This window comes from Aquabacter sediminis (assembly GCF_028863665.1).
In the GTDB taxonomy this organism is placed as follows: Bacteria; Pseudomonadota; Alphaproteobacteria; order Rhizobiales; family Xanthobacteraceae; genus L1I39.
The window spans coordinates 74,869-89,827 of the sequence record NZ_JARBFX010000016.1 but is presented as its reverse complement, the minus strand read 5'-3'; the positions used below and the strand labels follow the sequence as shown (position 1 = coordinate 89,827).

11 protein-coding genes are annotated in these 14,959 nt (G+C 67.3%); 2 read left to right on the top strand and 9 right to left on the bottom strand.

Annotated features, from left to right (window positions below; genetic code table 11):
* Window positions 1-251: 251 nt before the first annotated feature.
* Together tam and PV781_RS22505 are read left to right on the top strand one after the other, a co-directional pair.
* Window positions 252-1,052 carry a trans-aconitate 2-methyltransferase gene (gene tam / locus PV781_RS22510; protein ID WP_274777864.1) on the top strand — a complete coding sequence of 267 codons (801 nt, stop codon included), beginning with the start codon at window positions 252-254 and terminating at the stop codon, window positions 1,050-1,052.
* A gap of 136 nt (window positions 1,053-1,188) precedes the next feature.
* On the top strand, window positions 1,189-1,491 hold the full coding sequence (locus tag PV781_RS22505; RefSeq protein WP_274777863.1) for a hypothetical protein: 303 nt from the start codon (window positions 1,189-1,191) through the stop codon (window positions 1,489-1,491).
* A gap of 97 nt (window positions 1,492-1,588) precedes the next feature.
* Here PV781_RS22505 and PV781_RS22500 read toward each other — a convergent pair whose 3' ends face one another.
* The 9 genes from PV781_RS22500 to PV781_RS22460 all read right to left on the bottom strand — a co-directional run bounded on the left by PV781_RS22500 (window position 1,589) and on the right by PV781_RS22460 (window position 14,908).
* The gene (locus PV781_RS22500) at window positions 1,589-2,368 is read right to left on the bottom strand and encodes a MetQ/NlpA family ABC transporter substrate-binding protein (protein WP_274777862.1); all 780 of its coding nucleotides are present in this window, start codon (window positions 2,366-2,368) and stop codon (window positions 1,589-1,591) included.
* A 54-nt stretch (window positions 2,369-2,422) separates the two neighbouring features.
* Window positions 2,423-3,103 carry a methionine ABC transporter permease gene (locus PV781_RS22495; protein WP_274777861.1) on the bottom strand — a complete coding sequence of 227 codons (681 nt, stop codon included), beginning with the start codon at window positions 3,101-3,103 and terminating at the stop codon, window positions 2,423-2,425.
* Entirely contained in the window at window positions 3,093-4,214 is a 1,122-nt protein-coding gene (locus PV781_RS22490) for a methionine ABC transporter ATP-binding protein (RefSeq protein WP_425532454.1), read from the bottom strand. Before PV781_RS22490 ends, PV781_RS22495 begins: the two co-directional genes overlap by 11 nt.
* A 387-nt stretch (window positions 4,215-4,601) precedes the next feature.
* Window positions 4,602-7,745 (bottom strand): efflux RND transporter permease subunit, encoded by a 3,144-nt coding sequence (locus PV781_RS22485; protein WP_274777859.1) that lies wholly within the window; start codon window positions 7,743-7,745, stop codon window positions 4,602-4,604.
* The gene (locus PV781_RS22480; RefSeq protein WP_274777858.1) at window positions 7,745-8,932 is read right to left on the bottom strand and encodes an efflux RND transporter periplasmic adaptor subunit; all 1,188 of its coding nucleotides are present in this window, start codon (window positions 8,930-8,932) and stop codon (window positions 7,745-7,747) included. Before PV781_RS22480 ends, PV781_RS22485 begins: the two co-directional genes overlap by 1 nt.
* Before the next feature lie 107 nt (window positions 8,933-9,039).
* Entirely contained in the window at window positions 9,040-9,666 is a 627-nt protein-coding gene (locus tag PV781_RS22475; RefSeq protein WP_274777857.1) for a TetR/AcrR family transcriptional regulator, read from the bottom strand.
* Between the two features lie 133 nt (window positions 9,667-9,799).
* Window positions 9,800-10,165: a hypothetical protein gene (locus PV781_RS22470; RefSeq protein WP_274777856.1), complete on the bottom strand. Its 366-nt coding sequence runs from the start codon at window positions 10,163-10,165 to the stop codon at window positions 9,800-9,802.
* Between the two features lie 115 nt (window positions 10,166-10,280).
* Entirely contained in the window at window positions 10,281-12,617 is a 2,337-nt protein-coding gene (locus tag PV781_RS22465; protein WP_274777855.1) for a glycosyltransferase, read from the bottom strand.
* Window positions 12,617-14,908: a glycosyltransferase gene (locus PV781_RS22460; protein WP_274777854.1), complete on the bottom strand. Its 2,292-nt coding sequence runs from the start codon at window positions 14,906-14,908 to the stop codon at window positions 12,617-12,619. Before PV781_RS22460 ends, PV781_RS22465 begins: the two co-directional genes overlap by 1 nt.
* Window positions 14,909-14,959: the final 51 nt, after the last annotated feature.

The following is a 14,959-nucleotide window of genomic DNA, read 5'->3' as shown; positions in this document are numbered from 1 at the left end:
AGCGCCAATGGTACTTCGTCTCAAGACGCGGGAGAGTAGGTCGCTGCCAGGCCTGCAAAGGACATCAAAGCTCTAAACACGATAAACAAAACAAAAACCCCCGGGCGTCGAAAGACAAACGGGGGTTTTTGCTGTTCATCACATGCCACGCGCAGCGGGCGGCAAAAGCCAGACGCAAGGACGAGCCCCCGCCCCCTCTTGCGCCAAACTCCCATCGGCGTATGCATCCCCGCACGGGAGGGGAGGGGACCATGACCACGACCGCACCGGCCCAGCCGGGGGACTGGAATGCCGCGCTCTATCTGAAGTTCGAGGATGAGCGCACCCGTCCCTCCTCGGATCTCCTGGCGCGCATTCCTCCCATTGAGGCGCGCCACGTGGTCGATCTGGGCTGCGGCCCGGGCAATTCCACGGAACTGCTGGCGCAGCGCTTTCCACACGCCCGCATCCTTGGCATCGACACCTCGCCCGACATGATCGCAGCCGCGCGCAAGCGCCTGCCCGGCGCCACCTTTCTCCTCGGCGACGTCTCGGCGCTTTCGCTGGAAACGCCAGCGGACATTCTCTTTGCCAATGCTGTCCTGCAATGGGTTCCCGACCATGAGGGGCTTCTTCCGCGGCTGATGGCACAGCTGGCGCCCGGCGGCGTCCTGGCGGTGCAAATGCCGGACAATCTCGACGAGCCCTCGCACGTGGCCATGCGCACCGCGGCCGCCCATGGCCCCTGGGCGCAAAAGCTGGCCTCCGCCGCCGATGCCCGCACGCCGCTTCCCGGCATCGACGCCTATTACGACATTCTGCGCCCAAGTTGCGGGGCTTTGGACATCTGGCGCACGACCTATCATCACCCGCTGGATGGTCACGGGGCCATTGCCGAATGGGTGAAGAGCACGGGCCTGCGCCCTTATCTCGATCCGCTGACGATCGAGGAGCGGTCAGCCTATGTGGAACGGTACATCGACCTCATCGCACCGCATTATCCGGTGCATCCGGACGGCAAGGTGCTGCTCGCGTTTCCCCGCCTTTTCCTGGTGGCGCGCAAGCCCTTGTGAAGGCATCGGCGCGAACCGGCCACAAAGGCGGTCCATGGAAAGGCTGTTTCGGATTGGGCGGCGATCTGATCCATAGTCGAACGAATCCCACCGCCGGGTGTTGCTGCAGGCGGATCAAACAGGAAGGACCCGCGCCATGACCGAGAGCCCGTTCGAGGAGACCGAGATCGACACCGCCGCGGCCCTTGCAGGGGAGGTGGCGTTGGGGCTGGACAAGCCGGTGGCCGTGGTGCTGCTGGACCTCCTGGCCCGTATCATGGACGAGGGCGGCGCCGAGCAATTGCGCGATGTGCTGGAGCATCCCGCCGATATGAGCGCCATCTGGACCCTGAAGACCGCCCTGGAAAGCGCCGTCGGCGTACCCATGGCGCAGGATTATGATGCGCTGGTGGATGCGGCGCGCACGCTGGTGGTTTCGCGGCTCGAAGCTGCGGACTGAGACGTCTTCGGCGGCCGCGAAGCCCAAAGAAAAAGCGCCGCTCCGGAAGGGGCGGCGCTTTTCTCGTTTCAGTGGAACGAACAAGGGTCCCGGAGGCTCACCAGCTCGGCAGCACCGAGCCCTTGAAGGTGGTCAGGATGAAGTCCTTCACCTCCGGCGAGCGATAGCTGTCCACCAGGATCTTCACATAGGGCTTGTCCTTGTCGGCCACGCGCACGGCGATGACATTCACATAGGGGCCCTTGGGATCCTCGCGCAGGATCGGGTCCTTCACCGGGTCGAGGCCGGCTTCCTTGGCATAATTGGTGTTGATGCCGGCGGCCGCGAGGTCGGGCAGCGAGCGGGGCAGCTGGGCGGCGTCGATCTCGACGATCTTCAGCTTCTTCGGGTTCTCGGTGATATCCGCCACCGACGGCTTGAAGCCGACGCCGTCGCGCAGCTTGATATAGCCCTTGTCGCGCAGCAGCAGCAGCACGCGCCCGCCATTGGTGGGATCGTTGGGAATGCCAACGCTCGCGCCCGCCGGCAGGTCATCGACGCTCTTATATTTGGTGGAATAGATGCCGATGGGGAAGTTCACCGTCTGGCCGACGGAGACGAGCTTATAGCCGCGATCGGCCACCTGGTTGTCGAGATAGGGCTGGTGCTGGAAGGAATTGGCCTGCAGCTCGCCGGAATTCAGCGCCTCGTTGGGCACCACATAGTCGGAGAATTCGACGATCTGGATGTCGAGGCCCTGCTTGGCGGCGATGGGCTTCACCGCTTCCAGGATCTGGGCGTGGGGGCCGGGGGTAACGCCGACCTTGATGGTTTCGGCACCGGCTGCGGTGGCGACGAGCGCCAGGGCCACGCCGGCCAGAAGGCTGCGGAGGGTCATGGGATTTCTCCTGGGTGTTTCTGAAGAGACTGGATTTTGGAAGGGGCCGCCGGGTCAGTCCCGGCGATTGCGCTTGTCGAGCCGGCGGGCAAGCAGGTCGCCGGCGCTCTGGACGATCTGGACCAGCAGGATGAGGATCACCACCACGGTGGCCATCACCTCGGGCATGAAGCGCTGGTAGCCGAAGCGGATGCCGAGGTCGCCGAGGCCGCCGCCGCCCACCGCGCCGACCATGGCCGAGTAGCCGAGCAGGCTGACGGCGGCGAGGGTCAGGGCGAGCGTGATGGCGGGCAAGGCTTCCGGCAGCAGCACCTTGAGCACGATCTGCACTGGGCTTGCCCCCATGGCGCGTGCGGCCTCCACCAGGCCTTGGTCCACCTCGCGGATTGCGGCTTCGATGAGGCGGGCGATGAAGGGCGCGGCGGCCACTGTCAGCGGCACGATGGCGGCATTGGTGCCGATGGATGTGCCGGCAATCAGCCGGGTGAAGGGGATGATGGCCACCACCAGGATGATGAACGGCGTGGAGCGCGCCGCATTCACCACCAGGCCGAGTGCGTGGTTGACGAGAGGGGCCGCGAACAGCTCGCCCGAACGGCTGGTGGCGAGGAACACGCCCAAAGGCAGCCCGATGGCGGTGCCGATGAGGCCGGCCACCGCTACCATATAGAGGGTCGCCTTGGTGGCCTCGATCAGCAGGTCGACCATGGCGGGGGTGAGGAAATCAAGCGACATAGCCGAGCACCTCCGTGCTGAGATCAAGCCTTTCCACAGCGGCGCGCATGGCTTCCACCGTGCCGGGCGTACTGGGGACGCCCACTACGATGACGCCGAACGGCACGCCGGCAATGTCGTCCACCTGGGCCTGAATGATGTTGAGGTCGATGCCCAGCACCCGCGAAACCCGAGAGAGCACAGGGTCGGTGGCGTGGTTGCCGGTGAAGACCACCCGCACCAGGGCCTGGCCGCCAGGAATGGGATCTGCGTGGAGGCGGTCGGCGATGTAGGGCGGCAGGGAGGCGCCGGTCAGGGCCGAAATGAAGGAGCGCGTGGTGGCGTGCTGGGGCCGGGCGAAGATCTCGTAGGTGGGCCCGTCCTCCACGATCTGCCCGCCGTCGAGGACGGCCACCCGGTCCGCGACCGCCTTGATGACCCCCATCTCATGGGTGATGAGGAGGACGGTCAGGTTCAGCTCCGCATTCACCTTGCGCAGCAGGGCGAGGATCTGGTTCGTGGTTTCCGGGTCCAGCGCCGAGGTGGCCTCGTCAGACAGGAGGACGCGGGGGCGCATGGCCAGTGCGCGGGCGATGCCCACCCGCTGCTTCTGGCCGCCGGAGAGTTCCGCGGGATAGCGGTCGCGCTTGTCGGCGAGGCCGACGAGGTCCAGGAGGGGCTCGACCCGGGCCTTGATCTCCCGGGCGGGGACGCCGGCAATTTCCAGAGGCAGGGCCACATTTTCGAAAGCAGTGCGCCGTGCCAGCAGGTTGAAATGCTGGAAAATCATGCCAATGGACCGGCGCGCTTCGCGCAGGCCAGGCTCCGACAAGGCGGTGATGTCCGTGCCGTCCACCACCACCCGGCCGGACGTGGGGCGCTCCAGCCCATTCACCAGGCGGATGAGGGTGGACTTGCCGGCGCCGGAGCGGCCGATGACACCCACGATGGTGCCTTCCGGCACGGACAGGTTCACATCCGAGAGCGCCGCCACCTCGGGCGTGCCGCGGCGGGCGCCATAGGTCTTGCCCACATGCTCGAACTGGACGACGGAGGGCGTCACGGCTTGCGGTCTTCCTGTTGGGTCCGCCACGACGGGGACGGCGGGGGAGAAGGGGGAGAGGGCGTTCATGCGCATGTCACCATGGCAATGCCGCGCACGCCAGCGGCCGGCATAGAGCCGGGGCGTCAGGAGCGGCGGGGAGAAGAGGAAGCGGGCGGAAGGATGCGCGGGCGTCTCGGGCCTCGAGCCGGGTGCGCATGCCGAACGAAACCAACGGACCGCGCGCCAGGGCGTGCGGGGCCGTTGGGTTTCACATTCGCATACACCGGCAGCGCGTCATGGCCGCACCCGTTCCTTGAAGATCCTGCGGTGCAACATTGTTCGATTTGACGAACAAGTCAAGCGGGGATCTGCCATGCCAAAAATGGGGTGTGAAATAAGGACGGCGTGTAAAATCGTCCTCCTCATCTCATCCCCACGTTCGGCTTTTAGAACCCCGCAATCCGCCGGGGCGGATCACTCCGCCGCCTTGGGGTAGCCGGGAACGTGCTGCTGGGCGCGATGTTCGCCAGCATGGGCCCCGTCCGGCTCATCGCGGGCGCCGATGAAACGGCCGAAGATCCGACCAAGGATCCGACGCAAGTCATCCATCACCGTGAAGACGGCCGGCACGAACACCAGCGACAGAACGGTGGAGGCGATGAGCCCACCGATGACCGCGATGGCCATGGGAGCCCGGAAAGCACCGCCTTCGCCCAGTGCCAGGGCCGAGGGCACCATGCCTGCCGCCATGGCGATGGTGGTCATGACAATGGGCTGGGCGCGCTTGCGGCCCGCTTCCATGAGCGCCTCGAAGCGGGAATGGCCGAGAGCCATGGCCTCCACCGCGAAGTCCACGAGGAGGATGGCGTTCTTGGTGACGATGCCCATCAGCATCAGGAAGCCGATCACCACCGGCAGCGAGACCGAGTTGCCGGTCAAAAGAAGCGCGATGAAGGCACCGCCCACCGACAGCGGCAGAGAGATGAGGATGGTGATGGGCTGCAGCACGTCCTGGAACAGCAGCACCAGCACCGCCAGCACCAGCATCACGCCCGCCGCGATGGCGAGTGCGAAGCCCGTGAACACCTCTTCCATAATCTCCGCATCGCCTGATTCCTTGAGGGTCACCCCCGGCGGAAGATCGCGAGCAGCGGGGAGGGCCTTGACCTGCTCAAGCGCCGTGCCGAGCGGCGTGTCGCCCACGAGGTCCGCCTCCACGGCGATGCGCCGGGCCCGGTCATAACGTTCCAGTGCGGTCGGACCCTTGCCGAACTCGATGGTGGCCACGGCGGACAGGGGCACGGAGACCCCCGTCTTGGTGGGCACGCGAATGGCATCGAAGGTGGAGAGATGGGCGCGCGCGCGCTCGTCCATTTGGACGCGGATGTCGATCTGCCGGTCCTTGGCCGAGAACTTGGCCAGGTTGGCGTTGATGTCGCCGATGGTGGCGATGCGCACCGTCTCCGCGATGGTGTCCACCGACACGCCCAGCTGGGCCGCCTGGTCGAGCTTGGGGATGATGCGGATTTCGGGCCTGTCGAGGGAGGCGCTGGAGACCACGTTGGACAAGACCGGCACCTCGTCGCGGATCTCCTTTTCCAGCTTGAGCGCTGCCGCCTCCACCGCATCCCCGTCATTGCCGGAAAGGATGACCGTGAAGCCGCGCTGCGCTGCTTGGCCGTTGGGGCTCCAGGTGAAGCGCATATCGGGAATGGCGGTCAGCTGGTCGTGCAGGCGGCCCTCAAACGTCTTCTGGTCGACCGCGCGCTCCTTGCGCGGCTTGAGGTTGGCGACAATCTGCGCCTCGCGCACCTCGCCGGCCGACAGCCCGTCGCCCCCGGTGCCGGCGGTGGCATAGACGCTTGCCACCTCCGGCTGCTCCAGCAGCAGGTCGGTGATGCGGTCGGCCACGTCCTGCGTCTCGGCCAAAGTGGTGCCCGGTGGCATCTCGATGGACAGCATGGAGCGGGAAATGTCGTTGGCGGGCAGGAAGCCGGAGGGCAGCAGCGTCGACAGGTAGATGGTGCCGGCGAACACGCCGAACCCCATCAGGATGGTCACGAAGCGATGCCGCACCGACCAGCCCAGGACGCGCATGTAATTGCGCATCACCAGGCCTTCCTTCACCTGGTGATGGCCCGTATCGCGCAGGAAATAGGCCGCCAGCAAAGGCGTGATGAGCCGCGCCACCGCCAACGAGAACAGCACGGCGATGGCCACCGTGATTCCGAACTGCTTGAAATACTGCCCGGCAATGCCCCCCATGAAGGAGACCGGCACAAAGACGGCGGCGATGGTCAGAGTGGTCGCCACCACCGCAAGCCCAATCTCGTCCGCCGCCTCGATGGAGGCGCGGTAGGGCGACTTTCCCTCCCTCATATGCCGGACGATGTTCTCGATCTCCACGATGGCGTCGTCCACCAGGATGCCGGTCACCAGCGTGATGGCCAAAAGGCTCACCGCATTCAGCGAGAAGCCCAGCAGGTCCATGATCCAGAAGGTGGGCAGGATGGAGAGCGGGATCGCCAGCGTGGTGATGATGGTGGCCCGCCAGTCCCGCAGGAACAGAAACACCACCACCACGGCCAGGATGGCGCCTTCGATGAGGGTGTGCATGGCGGATTCATAGTCCGCCTTGGTGTAGCGCACCGTGGTGTCGATCATGGAGAAGGTCACTTCGGGATGCGCAGCACCGAGCTTCTTGATCTCGTTCTGGACGCGCTCCTCCACCACAACGTCTGAAAAGCCCTTGGCGCGGTAGACCCCGAAGGCCACCACCGGCCGGCCATCCAGGCGCGCAAAGACGCGGGGCTCGGCGGAGCCGTCATAGACGCGGCCCAGATCCTTGAGGCGCACATAGCGGCCGTTGGAGAGCACGATGCGCATGTCGGCGAGCGCGTCCACGGTCTCGGCACCCGCCAGGGTGCGGATGGACTGTTCCTGCGTGCCCACTTCGCCCCGTCCGCCGGAGACATCCAGATTGGTGGACCTGAGCTGGCGGCTCACCTCGGCCGCGGTAATGCCAAGGGACATCAGCCGGTCCGGGTCGAGCGCGACGCGGATCTCGCGGTCGGCGCCGCCCTGGCGCTTGACCTGCGCCACGCCGCGAATGCCCTGGATGGCACGAGCGACGGTGTCGTCCACGAACCACGACAATTCCTCCGCGCTCAGCGTGGCGGAGGACACCGCGAAGGTGATGATTGGGAGCCCTTCAATGTCGACGCGTTGGATGATGGGTTCATCGATGGATTGGGGCAGCTCGGTGCGGATCTTCGTCACCGCATCGCGCGTGTCATTCACCGCCCGGTCCACGGCCGTTTCCAGGTGGAACTCGATGGTTGTGATGGAGGTGCCTTCGGAGATGGACGAGGTGATGTGCTTCACACCCGCCACGCCGGCGACCGCATTCTCCACCTTCTTGGTAACCTGCGTCTCCAGTTCACTCGGCGCCGAGCCGGGCTGGCTGACGGTGATCATGACGATGGGGACGTCGATATTGGGCATCTGCGTCACCGGCAGGGACCGGAAATGCACGATGCCGAGTGCGGTGAGCACCACGAACAGGACGAGCGCAGGGATGGGCTTTCGGATCGCCCAGGCCGAGACGTTAAGAGCCATCAGCCGGCATCCTTCGCGGTCTGGATGGCCTCGACCGGGGTCACATGATCGCCCTCCCGCAGGAAGCCGCCGGCCCGCACCACCACCTGGTCATTGGCGCTGACGCCCTGCACAAGTTCCACCCGTCCGTCGCTCTTCAGGCCGGTTTCCACCCGCCGTTCATTGACGATCCCATCGGTGACCACCAGCACATAGGCGCCCTTGGCATCGAACTGCACCGCCGACTGGGGCACAACCAGGCCCTCGCGGCGGCCGATCTCGATCAGTCCCCGCGCATAGGTGCCCGGCCGCAGGCGGGTATCCTCGGGCAGGGCAATTTCCACGAGGCCAAGCCGGGTGGACTTGTCCACCTGCGCGGAAATCAGACGCACCTTGCCTTGCACGGGCTTGGTGAAGCCGGCGGGGGTCACATCCACGGGCTGGCCGACGGCGATGCGCGGCATGGCCGCCTCCGGCACCTCCGCCTCCAAATCAATGGCGCCATCCTTGGCGATCCGGAACAGCGGATCGGCGCGATTGGACAGCACGATGGAGCCCAGACGGGCGTCGCGGGTGAGGATTACACCATTGTCGGGCGAGCGCACTTCCGTCCGCCGCAGCCGCAGTTCGATCTCCTCCCGCTGGGCCTGCACCAGCTTGGCTTCCGCGCGCGCGGCCACCAGCGCCTGGCGGGCGGCGGCAACCTGGGCCGATGCCACTTTCACCCCCCGCTCCCGCTCATCCAGGGCCTCCTGGGAAATCACCCCCGTCTTGCGCAGCTGGCGCGCGCGGTCCACGGCAGCGGAGGCTTCCGTCTCCTGGGCGAGCATCTGGTCGAGGGTGGCATTCTGCTGGGCGATGGCAGCTTCCGCACGGGCGCCGCTGGCATTGTTCTGTGCGATCTGGACCTGGAGCATGTCGCGGGCGAGGCGGGCCAGAACCTGGCCGCGCTCCACCTTGTCGCCCACGTCCACCAGGATTTCCACCAGCCGGTAGCCTTCCACCTCGGGCCCGATCTGGATCTCCTCCCGTGCCTTTAGCGAGCCGGTGGCCAGCAGCGATTCCGTCATCAGCCGGGGTTGCGGCCGGACGACGGTCACCGTCAGCCCCTTGCCGCTCTTTGCCGGCGGCGCCTCCGCGCGCACCGCGGCCGCAGGGGCGAGGGCGAAGGTGAGGGCGAGGCCGAGGCAGGAAACAAGGCGGCGCATGGGAACGGGATTCCAAGAGGGAGGCGGGAGCGGACGGGCAGCAGGCACCGCGCAAACGTGTTCATGACCATGGGAGAGGATCACGTCATCCTCGTGGCGCGGGCGGCTCATGGCGCGTCCTCCCCGGAGGAGGGCGTGGGCTTGAGCATGCGGCCGACCATCGCAGCCAAGGCGGGGACGCGATCGGCGACTTTCCATTCGGGATGAAGCTGGCTGTGGAGCACCAGCCCGTCGCCAATGGCCTGGAGCAGGATCAATACGTTCTCAAGATCATCGCCAACATCCACGTCGCCCGCCGCGACGGCGGCGGCGAGGGCCTCGCGGAGCATGTCGCGGCTTTCCGCTTCCACTGGCTCCACAGCCTCGCGCAGGCGCGCATTGCGAATGGCTTCCGCCATGATCTCCGGCCCGAGGCGGGAGCACACCATGGTGTCCTCCGTGAGGACGGTGACCATGCCGGCGGCCAGGCCTTCCAGGAAGCTCGGCGCCGCGGACAACTGCTCGAATACCCGCGCCCGCTCTGCACGCTCGCCTTCGACGATGGCGCCGATCAGGGATTCCTTGGAGGGAAAATAGCGGTAGAGCGCACCGGGGCTCATGCCGGCCTCGGCGCAGATCTGCTGCATGGACGTGCCATGGAAGCCGGCCCGGGCAAAGCAGGTGACCGCCGCGGCGAGGATGCGCCTTTGCTGGTCGGTACGATGATCGGAGCGGGGCGCGGCGATGTCGTGCACGGGGCCTCACGGGATGCGAACGAATATTCGCTCTCGTAGGCGCTCGGCACCTGCGCCGTCAAGAGCGAACGTTCGTTCGCATGCTCCGTCGACCTTCAAACGTCTCCCGAACCAACGAAACCTCGCCTAACGGCTATCGGGTGCAGGGCAAGCTACCGATGGTGAGCGTGGCGAGAACGGCCTTGGTCTTCTGATCGCGCAGGGTGAACAGAGAGCCCGCGCGGGTCCATGGGCCGGTCTTGGCCGTGCCGACGGCGCCAGATACCGCAGCAAACAGCTGGGACTCGCCGGTGGCGCTCGGCGCCGCCAGCACTTCCACGTCTGCGGCCTTTGAGGCGCGGGCATCCCAGCTCAAGCTGACTTCGCGCGGCGCCTCGCACGAACTCAAGGCTGCCGGATTGGCGGTAAAGATCGTGCCGGGTACTTGGGCCACGGCGAGGCTCGAGAAAGACGTCATCAGAAGCGCGGCGGCGAGGAAGGCGCGTGAACACTGACGCATGGCATGATCCTTCTCAACAGGCGTGGGTCACGAACCATCGCTTCGTGGCCTTGTCAATGGTCCCGGCGGATGGTCCTGGCTGCACCGCCACCAGCACATGGTGCGCCAGGTTCTTTCACAGGCTTCCCGGAAGGGCCCCGCCATCGGGCGGGATTGTCTGGCGCAAGGCGAAGGCGGCAGGTGGCCAGCAAAGCGCGGAATAGGGCACGCCATCCTGGGTGAGGATGGGGCTGTAATAGGGATCGGCCGAAAGCTCCAGGCCCCACCGGGCGCGCAGGGTGCGCAATTCCCGGTCGCGCCGGTCCCGCTGTAGGCTGCCGCGAACGGCGCCGGTGGCGGCCTCGATGCTGGTGCGGGCGTGAGGCGTGAGAATGAGCCGCCGGCCGAGCGCCCGCAGGCGCAGGCTGAAGTCCACGTCGAACAGGAAGGAGGGGAAATGCTGCTCGTCCAGGCCCTCCAGGGAGGAGAAGGCATGGGCGCGCATGGCGATGAAGCGCCAGGAGAGCGCTCCCACCTCGTGGGCCACCTGGAGCAGGTCACCATAGCCCGGGTCCCGGCCCACCCGATCCTGGAAGGCGGGCAAGGCGTCGAACTTCGGCCCGAGCACATAGCCCGCATCCACCACGCCGCCATCGGGATCGCGCAGGAGGCCGGCCGCGGCACCGACGCCAGGCCCGGCAAGGCGGCCCAGCAATTCGTCGAGCCATGCGCCGTCCTGGGACACCACGCCAGCCTCCACATGCACCAGGATCTCGCCCTGGGCAGCGCGCAGGCCCGCATTGATGGCGGCGGCGCGGCTGAGATGGACGCACGGAACCTGACGGAAGGGCATGGGCAGCACCGGCACAGGCCGCGCAGGATCCACCATCAGGATCAGCTCCCCCGACAGGCGCCGGATGGCAGGCACCAGCGAGGCGAGGCTGCGCGCAACTTGGTCTGGCGCGGCCATGGCATTGACCACCACGGAGACACGGCCAGGATCGGGCGCGCGGGAGACGCGCACCGCAGGCAAGGCTGCACCGGATGCGGGCAGGCAGCTGGCTTCCACCCGCAGGGAGCGCAGGTGATCCTGCGTGGCCGCCCGCAGGCTCATCTCGCCTTCCTGAAGCAGCGCGCCCGGAAGTGTGACGCAGGCTCCGCTGAGATGCAGCGGCGGCGTGGCCGCGTGGGGGTGGGAATCATAGATCGAATTGGCGAGCCGGAAGACGTTCCGCGCGCCGCGCCGCAGGCTGGTCTCCAGGGCTGTCCGGCGCATGGCGAAGGCGCGCGCCGAATAGCCTTGCTCCAGCAGCCGCTCATAATCCCCGGCCGGCAATGCCAGGGGCCAGCGCCGTCTGTCGGCGCCTTCCACATCCATGTCCAGATGGACCAGACTTGCATCGGGATGCGCCGCCAAGGCGCGGGCGATGCGCGCCAGCGCCCCCGCATGGATGTGGCTTCCGGAGGGCAGGAAGAGGAAGGCCTGGCACTCCTGCGCTTCCGAGCGGGCGAACTCCGCCACGTTGGCGGGGTCGAACTCCACCTGGGCAAGGTCGCTGGGCACGACGCCGACGATCCAGCCTTCGGGCTCCCGCGACAACGCATTGAGGCTGTCTTCCAGATTGGGTTCCCCCAGGAGGACGATGCCGATCGGGGCGCTCTCCGCCGGGAAGGGCGGCACCTCGCAGGAAAGCGCCTCGCGCCAGTCGTCATAGCGTTCGAACGGGAGGGAGCGCGGCAGCATGCGGTCGAACAGCTCAGCGCGAAGGCTCTCGCTGGCCGGCACCGCCAGGCGGTCGAGAGCGGCCCTCAGGCTGTCCGGGAAGGCCAGGAAGGCCACCGCGCCCTGGCCGAGCGCCTGGTTTCGGATGGAAAATCGGGCCACATGCGCGACGCCGTCGGCGAAGCTGTCGGGCAAGGTGAAGTCGAAGCCACGGGCGGGCAGAAGCGAGCCGTCCGCCTGCGCGACGGTCCACAGGTCAGCAGCGATCTCGCACACGTCCTCGCCGTCCACGGTGACGAGGATGAACGGTGTATCGCTGGTGGCTTTGAGCCATCCCCGGAAGCGCAAGCCGCCCAGCCACTCCACCGCGCTGGTCTCGCCCGGCGCCACCGCCCCGGCGTCCGGCATGGGATCGCGGGTGGGCAACGCAATGTCCGTATTGGCCAGTCGGGCACTGATGCGGGCCGCACCCGCGAGCACATCCGCGCCTAGGGTGAATCGGAAGCCATGGCACCCGTCACCGATTCCCGCTTCCGCGAGGAGGGGATGATAGAGATCCGCCAAGCCTACCGCCGCCGGAACGCCATCCACGAGGACTTCCACCACCAGCCTGCGCCCAGGTTCCGACGGCTCGAAGGCATAGCCGGCGAACGAACCGGTGTCGGTCGGGTGGAAGTCGGCCCACGGCAGGTCGGGCGACGGGTCCAGATGGGGGGCGGCATCCACCGCAATCTGGGGGGCGTAGCTCATCAGATCCGTTTGCTCTTGATCCAGACGTCAATCAAGCGGGCAGATTCCGATGCGTCAGTGCCCATTGCAAGCGTCAAATCGCTACCGGGGTAAAGTGTTTCCACTCCAACCCAAGCCATGGGCAGGCCAAGATCCGCCGCTGCCTCTGTCACGGGATGACCCATCGCATGCGCATCCGGCACCACGAGCGCGCCAATTGCGTGCCGCGCCACAATCCCCGTCAGGTCGCCGGGCGAGACGGGGCCCAGTGGGAAAACGAAGGGACGACTCAGCAGACGCTCTTCCGAAAGGCTTTTCCCGAGAATGAAGAGGGCATCATCCCCGTTGGACGCTAACCGCTGCGCGGCGAGCGCCTCGGTCAGGGCAAGGCCCGCGGCGCTCGCAACGGGGCTGAGAATGCCCAAGGCCGGTCCAGGAGGCGTGTCGGCCACCTCTCCCGGCGCGCGCAGGGGGCGGATGGGGGGGCTGAGATAGTCGCGGGGTGCGGAGGGCAGCGCCCGCAGCAGGGTGTCCACCGCGTCATTGGCCGCCTGAACCACGCCCAGATGGGGTTCGCAGCCGACCGGCCACAGGCCGTGTCCGCCCCCGCCCCCGTCGGTGGCGCTGCTGAGCGTGCGCACGTCGACGATCCGCACATCGATGGGCCGTTCCAGGGCACAGAGCACCGTCCAAAGGCGGCGCGGGAGAGGCTCGTGAGCGAGCACCTCCACTTCGGCGATGCCGCATGTCCGCAGGTGTTCAAGCAGCGCGCCATCGTCGGTGCCAAGCCTGAACGGGAGCCGCCAGGGGCCCTCGCCCTGCGGGGCAGTCAGCCGCGCCGTGGCCGTGTCGCCAGGGCCATCCAGCTCCAGGTGCAGCACCGGCAGGGCGGGCGCGGGAAGATGGCCCATCAAAGCGGACAGCCGGGGGCCGGCCACCACCAGCCGCCGGGCAATGCCGTCGGCGGGCAGATTTCGCGCGATGGCGGCCCGCAGATCCGACAGCGGATCCGCATGGACGAAGGCAGCGCATGCGGGCCGATAGGTGGGAAAGCGCTCGGCGAGGCGCGGCAGGTTGCGCATGACGAGAGAACGCTTGTCGCCTTTGAAGGAGCGCGTGCCCTCATGGCCCACGAAAATGTCGCCGGCGCACACGTTGCGCCAGCCACGGGCGCGGGCGCGCAGGCAGAAGTCGGCATCCTCCAGATAGCCCCGGCCCCATCCTTCGGACAGGCGCGGCACGTCGGAGAGGCAGCGCCGGGCGATGTAGAGACAAAAGCCGATGCCGCTCGGCAAATCGCGCACCACCCCCGCATTCACCCGCGCGGCCACGGCGTCGATGGCGGCGAACCGCTCGGGATCGGGCAGGGGATTGGCCACGAAGGGGCGCGGCAGGCTCACGAATTCCCCATTGTTGGAGAGCGGGACCACGGTGCCAATATCGGGCGCGCTGTAGGCCGCCGCCGCCAGGCGTTCCACGAAGCCGGCGGGCACCACGGTGTCCGCGTTCAGCAGGATCACATCGCCGCCGCCAATGGCTTCCAACCCCAGATTGACCGCGCCGACGAAGCCGAGATTGGCGGTGTTGCGCAGCAGAAGGGTATCGGGAGCGTCCAGGCTGTCGAGAAAGGCGGCGATGGCAGGGTCGGGGGTGGCGTCGTCCACCAGTACGAGGCGTGTCCCGTCGGGGCGATGCGTCAGCACGCTCTCGATACAGCGGACGGTGGCCTCGAAATCATCATAGACTGGAATGAGAACCGTTGTGGCGACGGTGTCCGCCGCGGCTGCGGGCGTGGACGGGCGGCGGGGTGCGGCCCGGCGCACCTGTGCCAGAAGAGCGCCGTCCAGCTCAATCCGCGCCACAATCGTGTCTGGCGGCAGGGACAGAAAGAGATCCGCCACTTCGTCAAACGGCCCCTGGAGCGGATGGCCCGCAACAGGGGCGATGGACATGCGTGCCTCCTGCCCGTCCGTCTCGATGACAAGGCTGGCGTCGGTGCCAGCGCCCCACATCGCCCGTCCCTCGAGCCCGGCGGCGGTGAAGCGCAGGCTGGCATGGCCCGGCGCACCCTGCGCCTTCAGCACCGCCAAGGCCGCCTTCAGGTCGGAGGCGCGGGGACTGGAGCCGAGCACGATCTCTGCCGCGGCCCGCCGGCTCGCCTCGTCGGGGGCATGTGCGAGGATGAGGGCGGCGGCGTCGGGATGGTTGGGATCGATGCCGAGGGCATGGGCGGCGTCCGACAAGGCGGTCTCCACCTGGCCCAGGGCCGCGAAGACGCGCGCCCGCATGACCAGGGCGTCAGGATCGGGCACGGCTGCGATCCGGCAGGCCCGCTCGGCAAAGGCCAGGGCCTCTTCGAGCCG

Bases quoted from the DNA above. Each gene is read 5' to 3' on its own strand.
- tam (WP_274777864.1), top strand. From the start codon at position 252: ATGACCACGACCGCACCGGCCCAGCCGGGGGACTGGAATGCCGCGCTC.
- PV781_RS22505 (WP_274777863.1), top strand. From the start codon at position 1,189: ATGACCGAGAGCCCGTTCGAGGAGACCGAGATCGACACCGCCGCGGCC.
- PV781_RS22500 (WP_274777862.1), bottom strand. From the start codon at position 2,368: ATGACCCTCCGCAGCCTTCTGGCCGGCGTGGCCCTGGCGCTCGTCGCC.
- PV781_RS22495 (WP_274777861.1), bottom strand. From the start codon at position 3,103: ATGTCGCTTGATTTCCTCACCCCCGCCATGGTCGACCTGCTGATCGAG.
- PV781_RS22490 (WP_425532454.1), bottom strand. From the start codon at position 4,214: ATGAACGCCCTCTCCCCCTTCTCCCCCGCCGTCCCCGTCGTGGCGGAC.
- PV781_RS22485 (WP_274777859.1), bottom strand. From the start codon at position 7,745: ATGGCTCTTAACGTCTCGGCCTGGGCGATCCGAAAGCCCATCCCTGCG.
- PV781_RS22480 (WP_274777858.1), bottom strand. From the start codon at position 8,932: ATGCGCCGCCTTGTTTCCTGCCTCGGCCTCGCCCTCACCTTCGCCCTC.
- PV781_RS22470 (WP_274777856.1), bottom strand. From the start codon at position 10,165: ATGCGTCAGTGTTCACGCGCCTTCCTCGCCGCCGCGCTTCTGATGACG.
- PV781_RS22465 (WP_274777855.1), bottom strand. From the start codon at position 12,617: ATGAGCTACGCCCCCCAGATTGCGGTGGATGCCGCCCCCCATCTGGAC.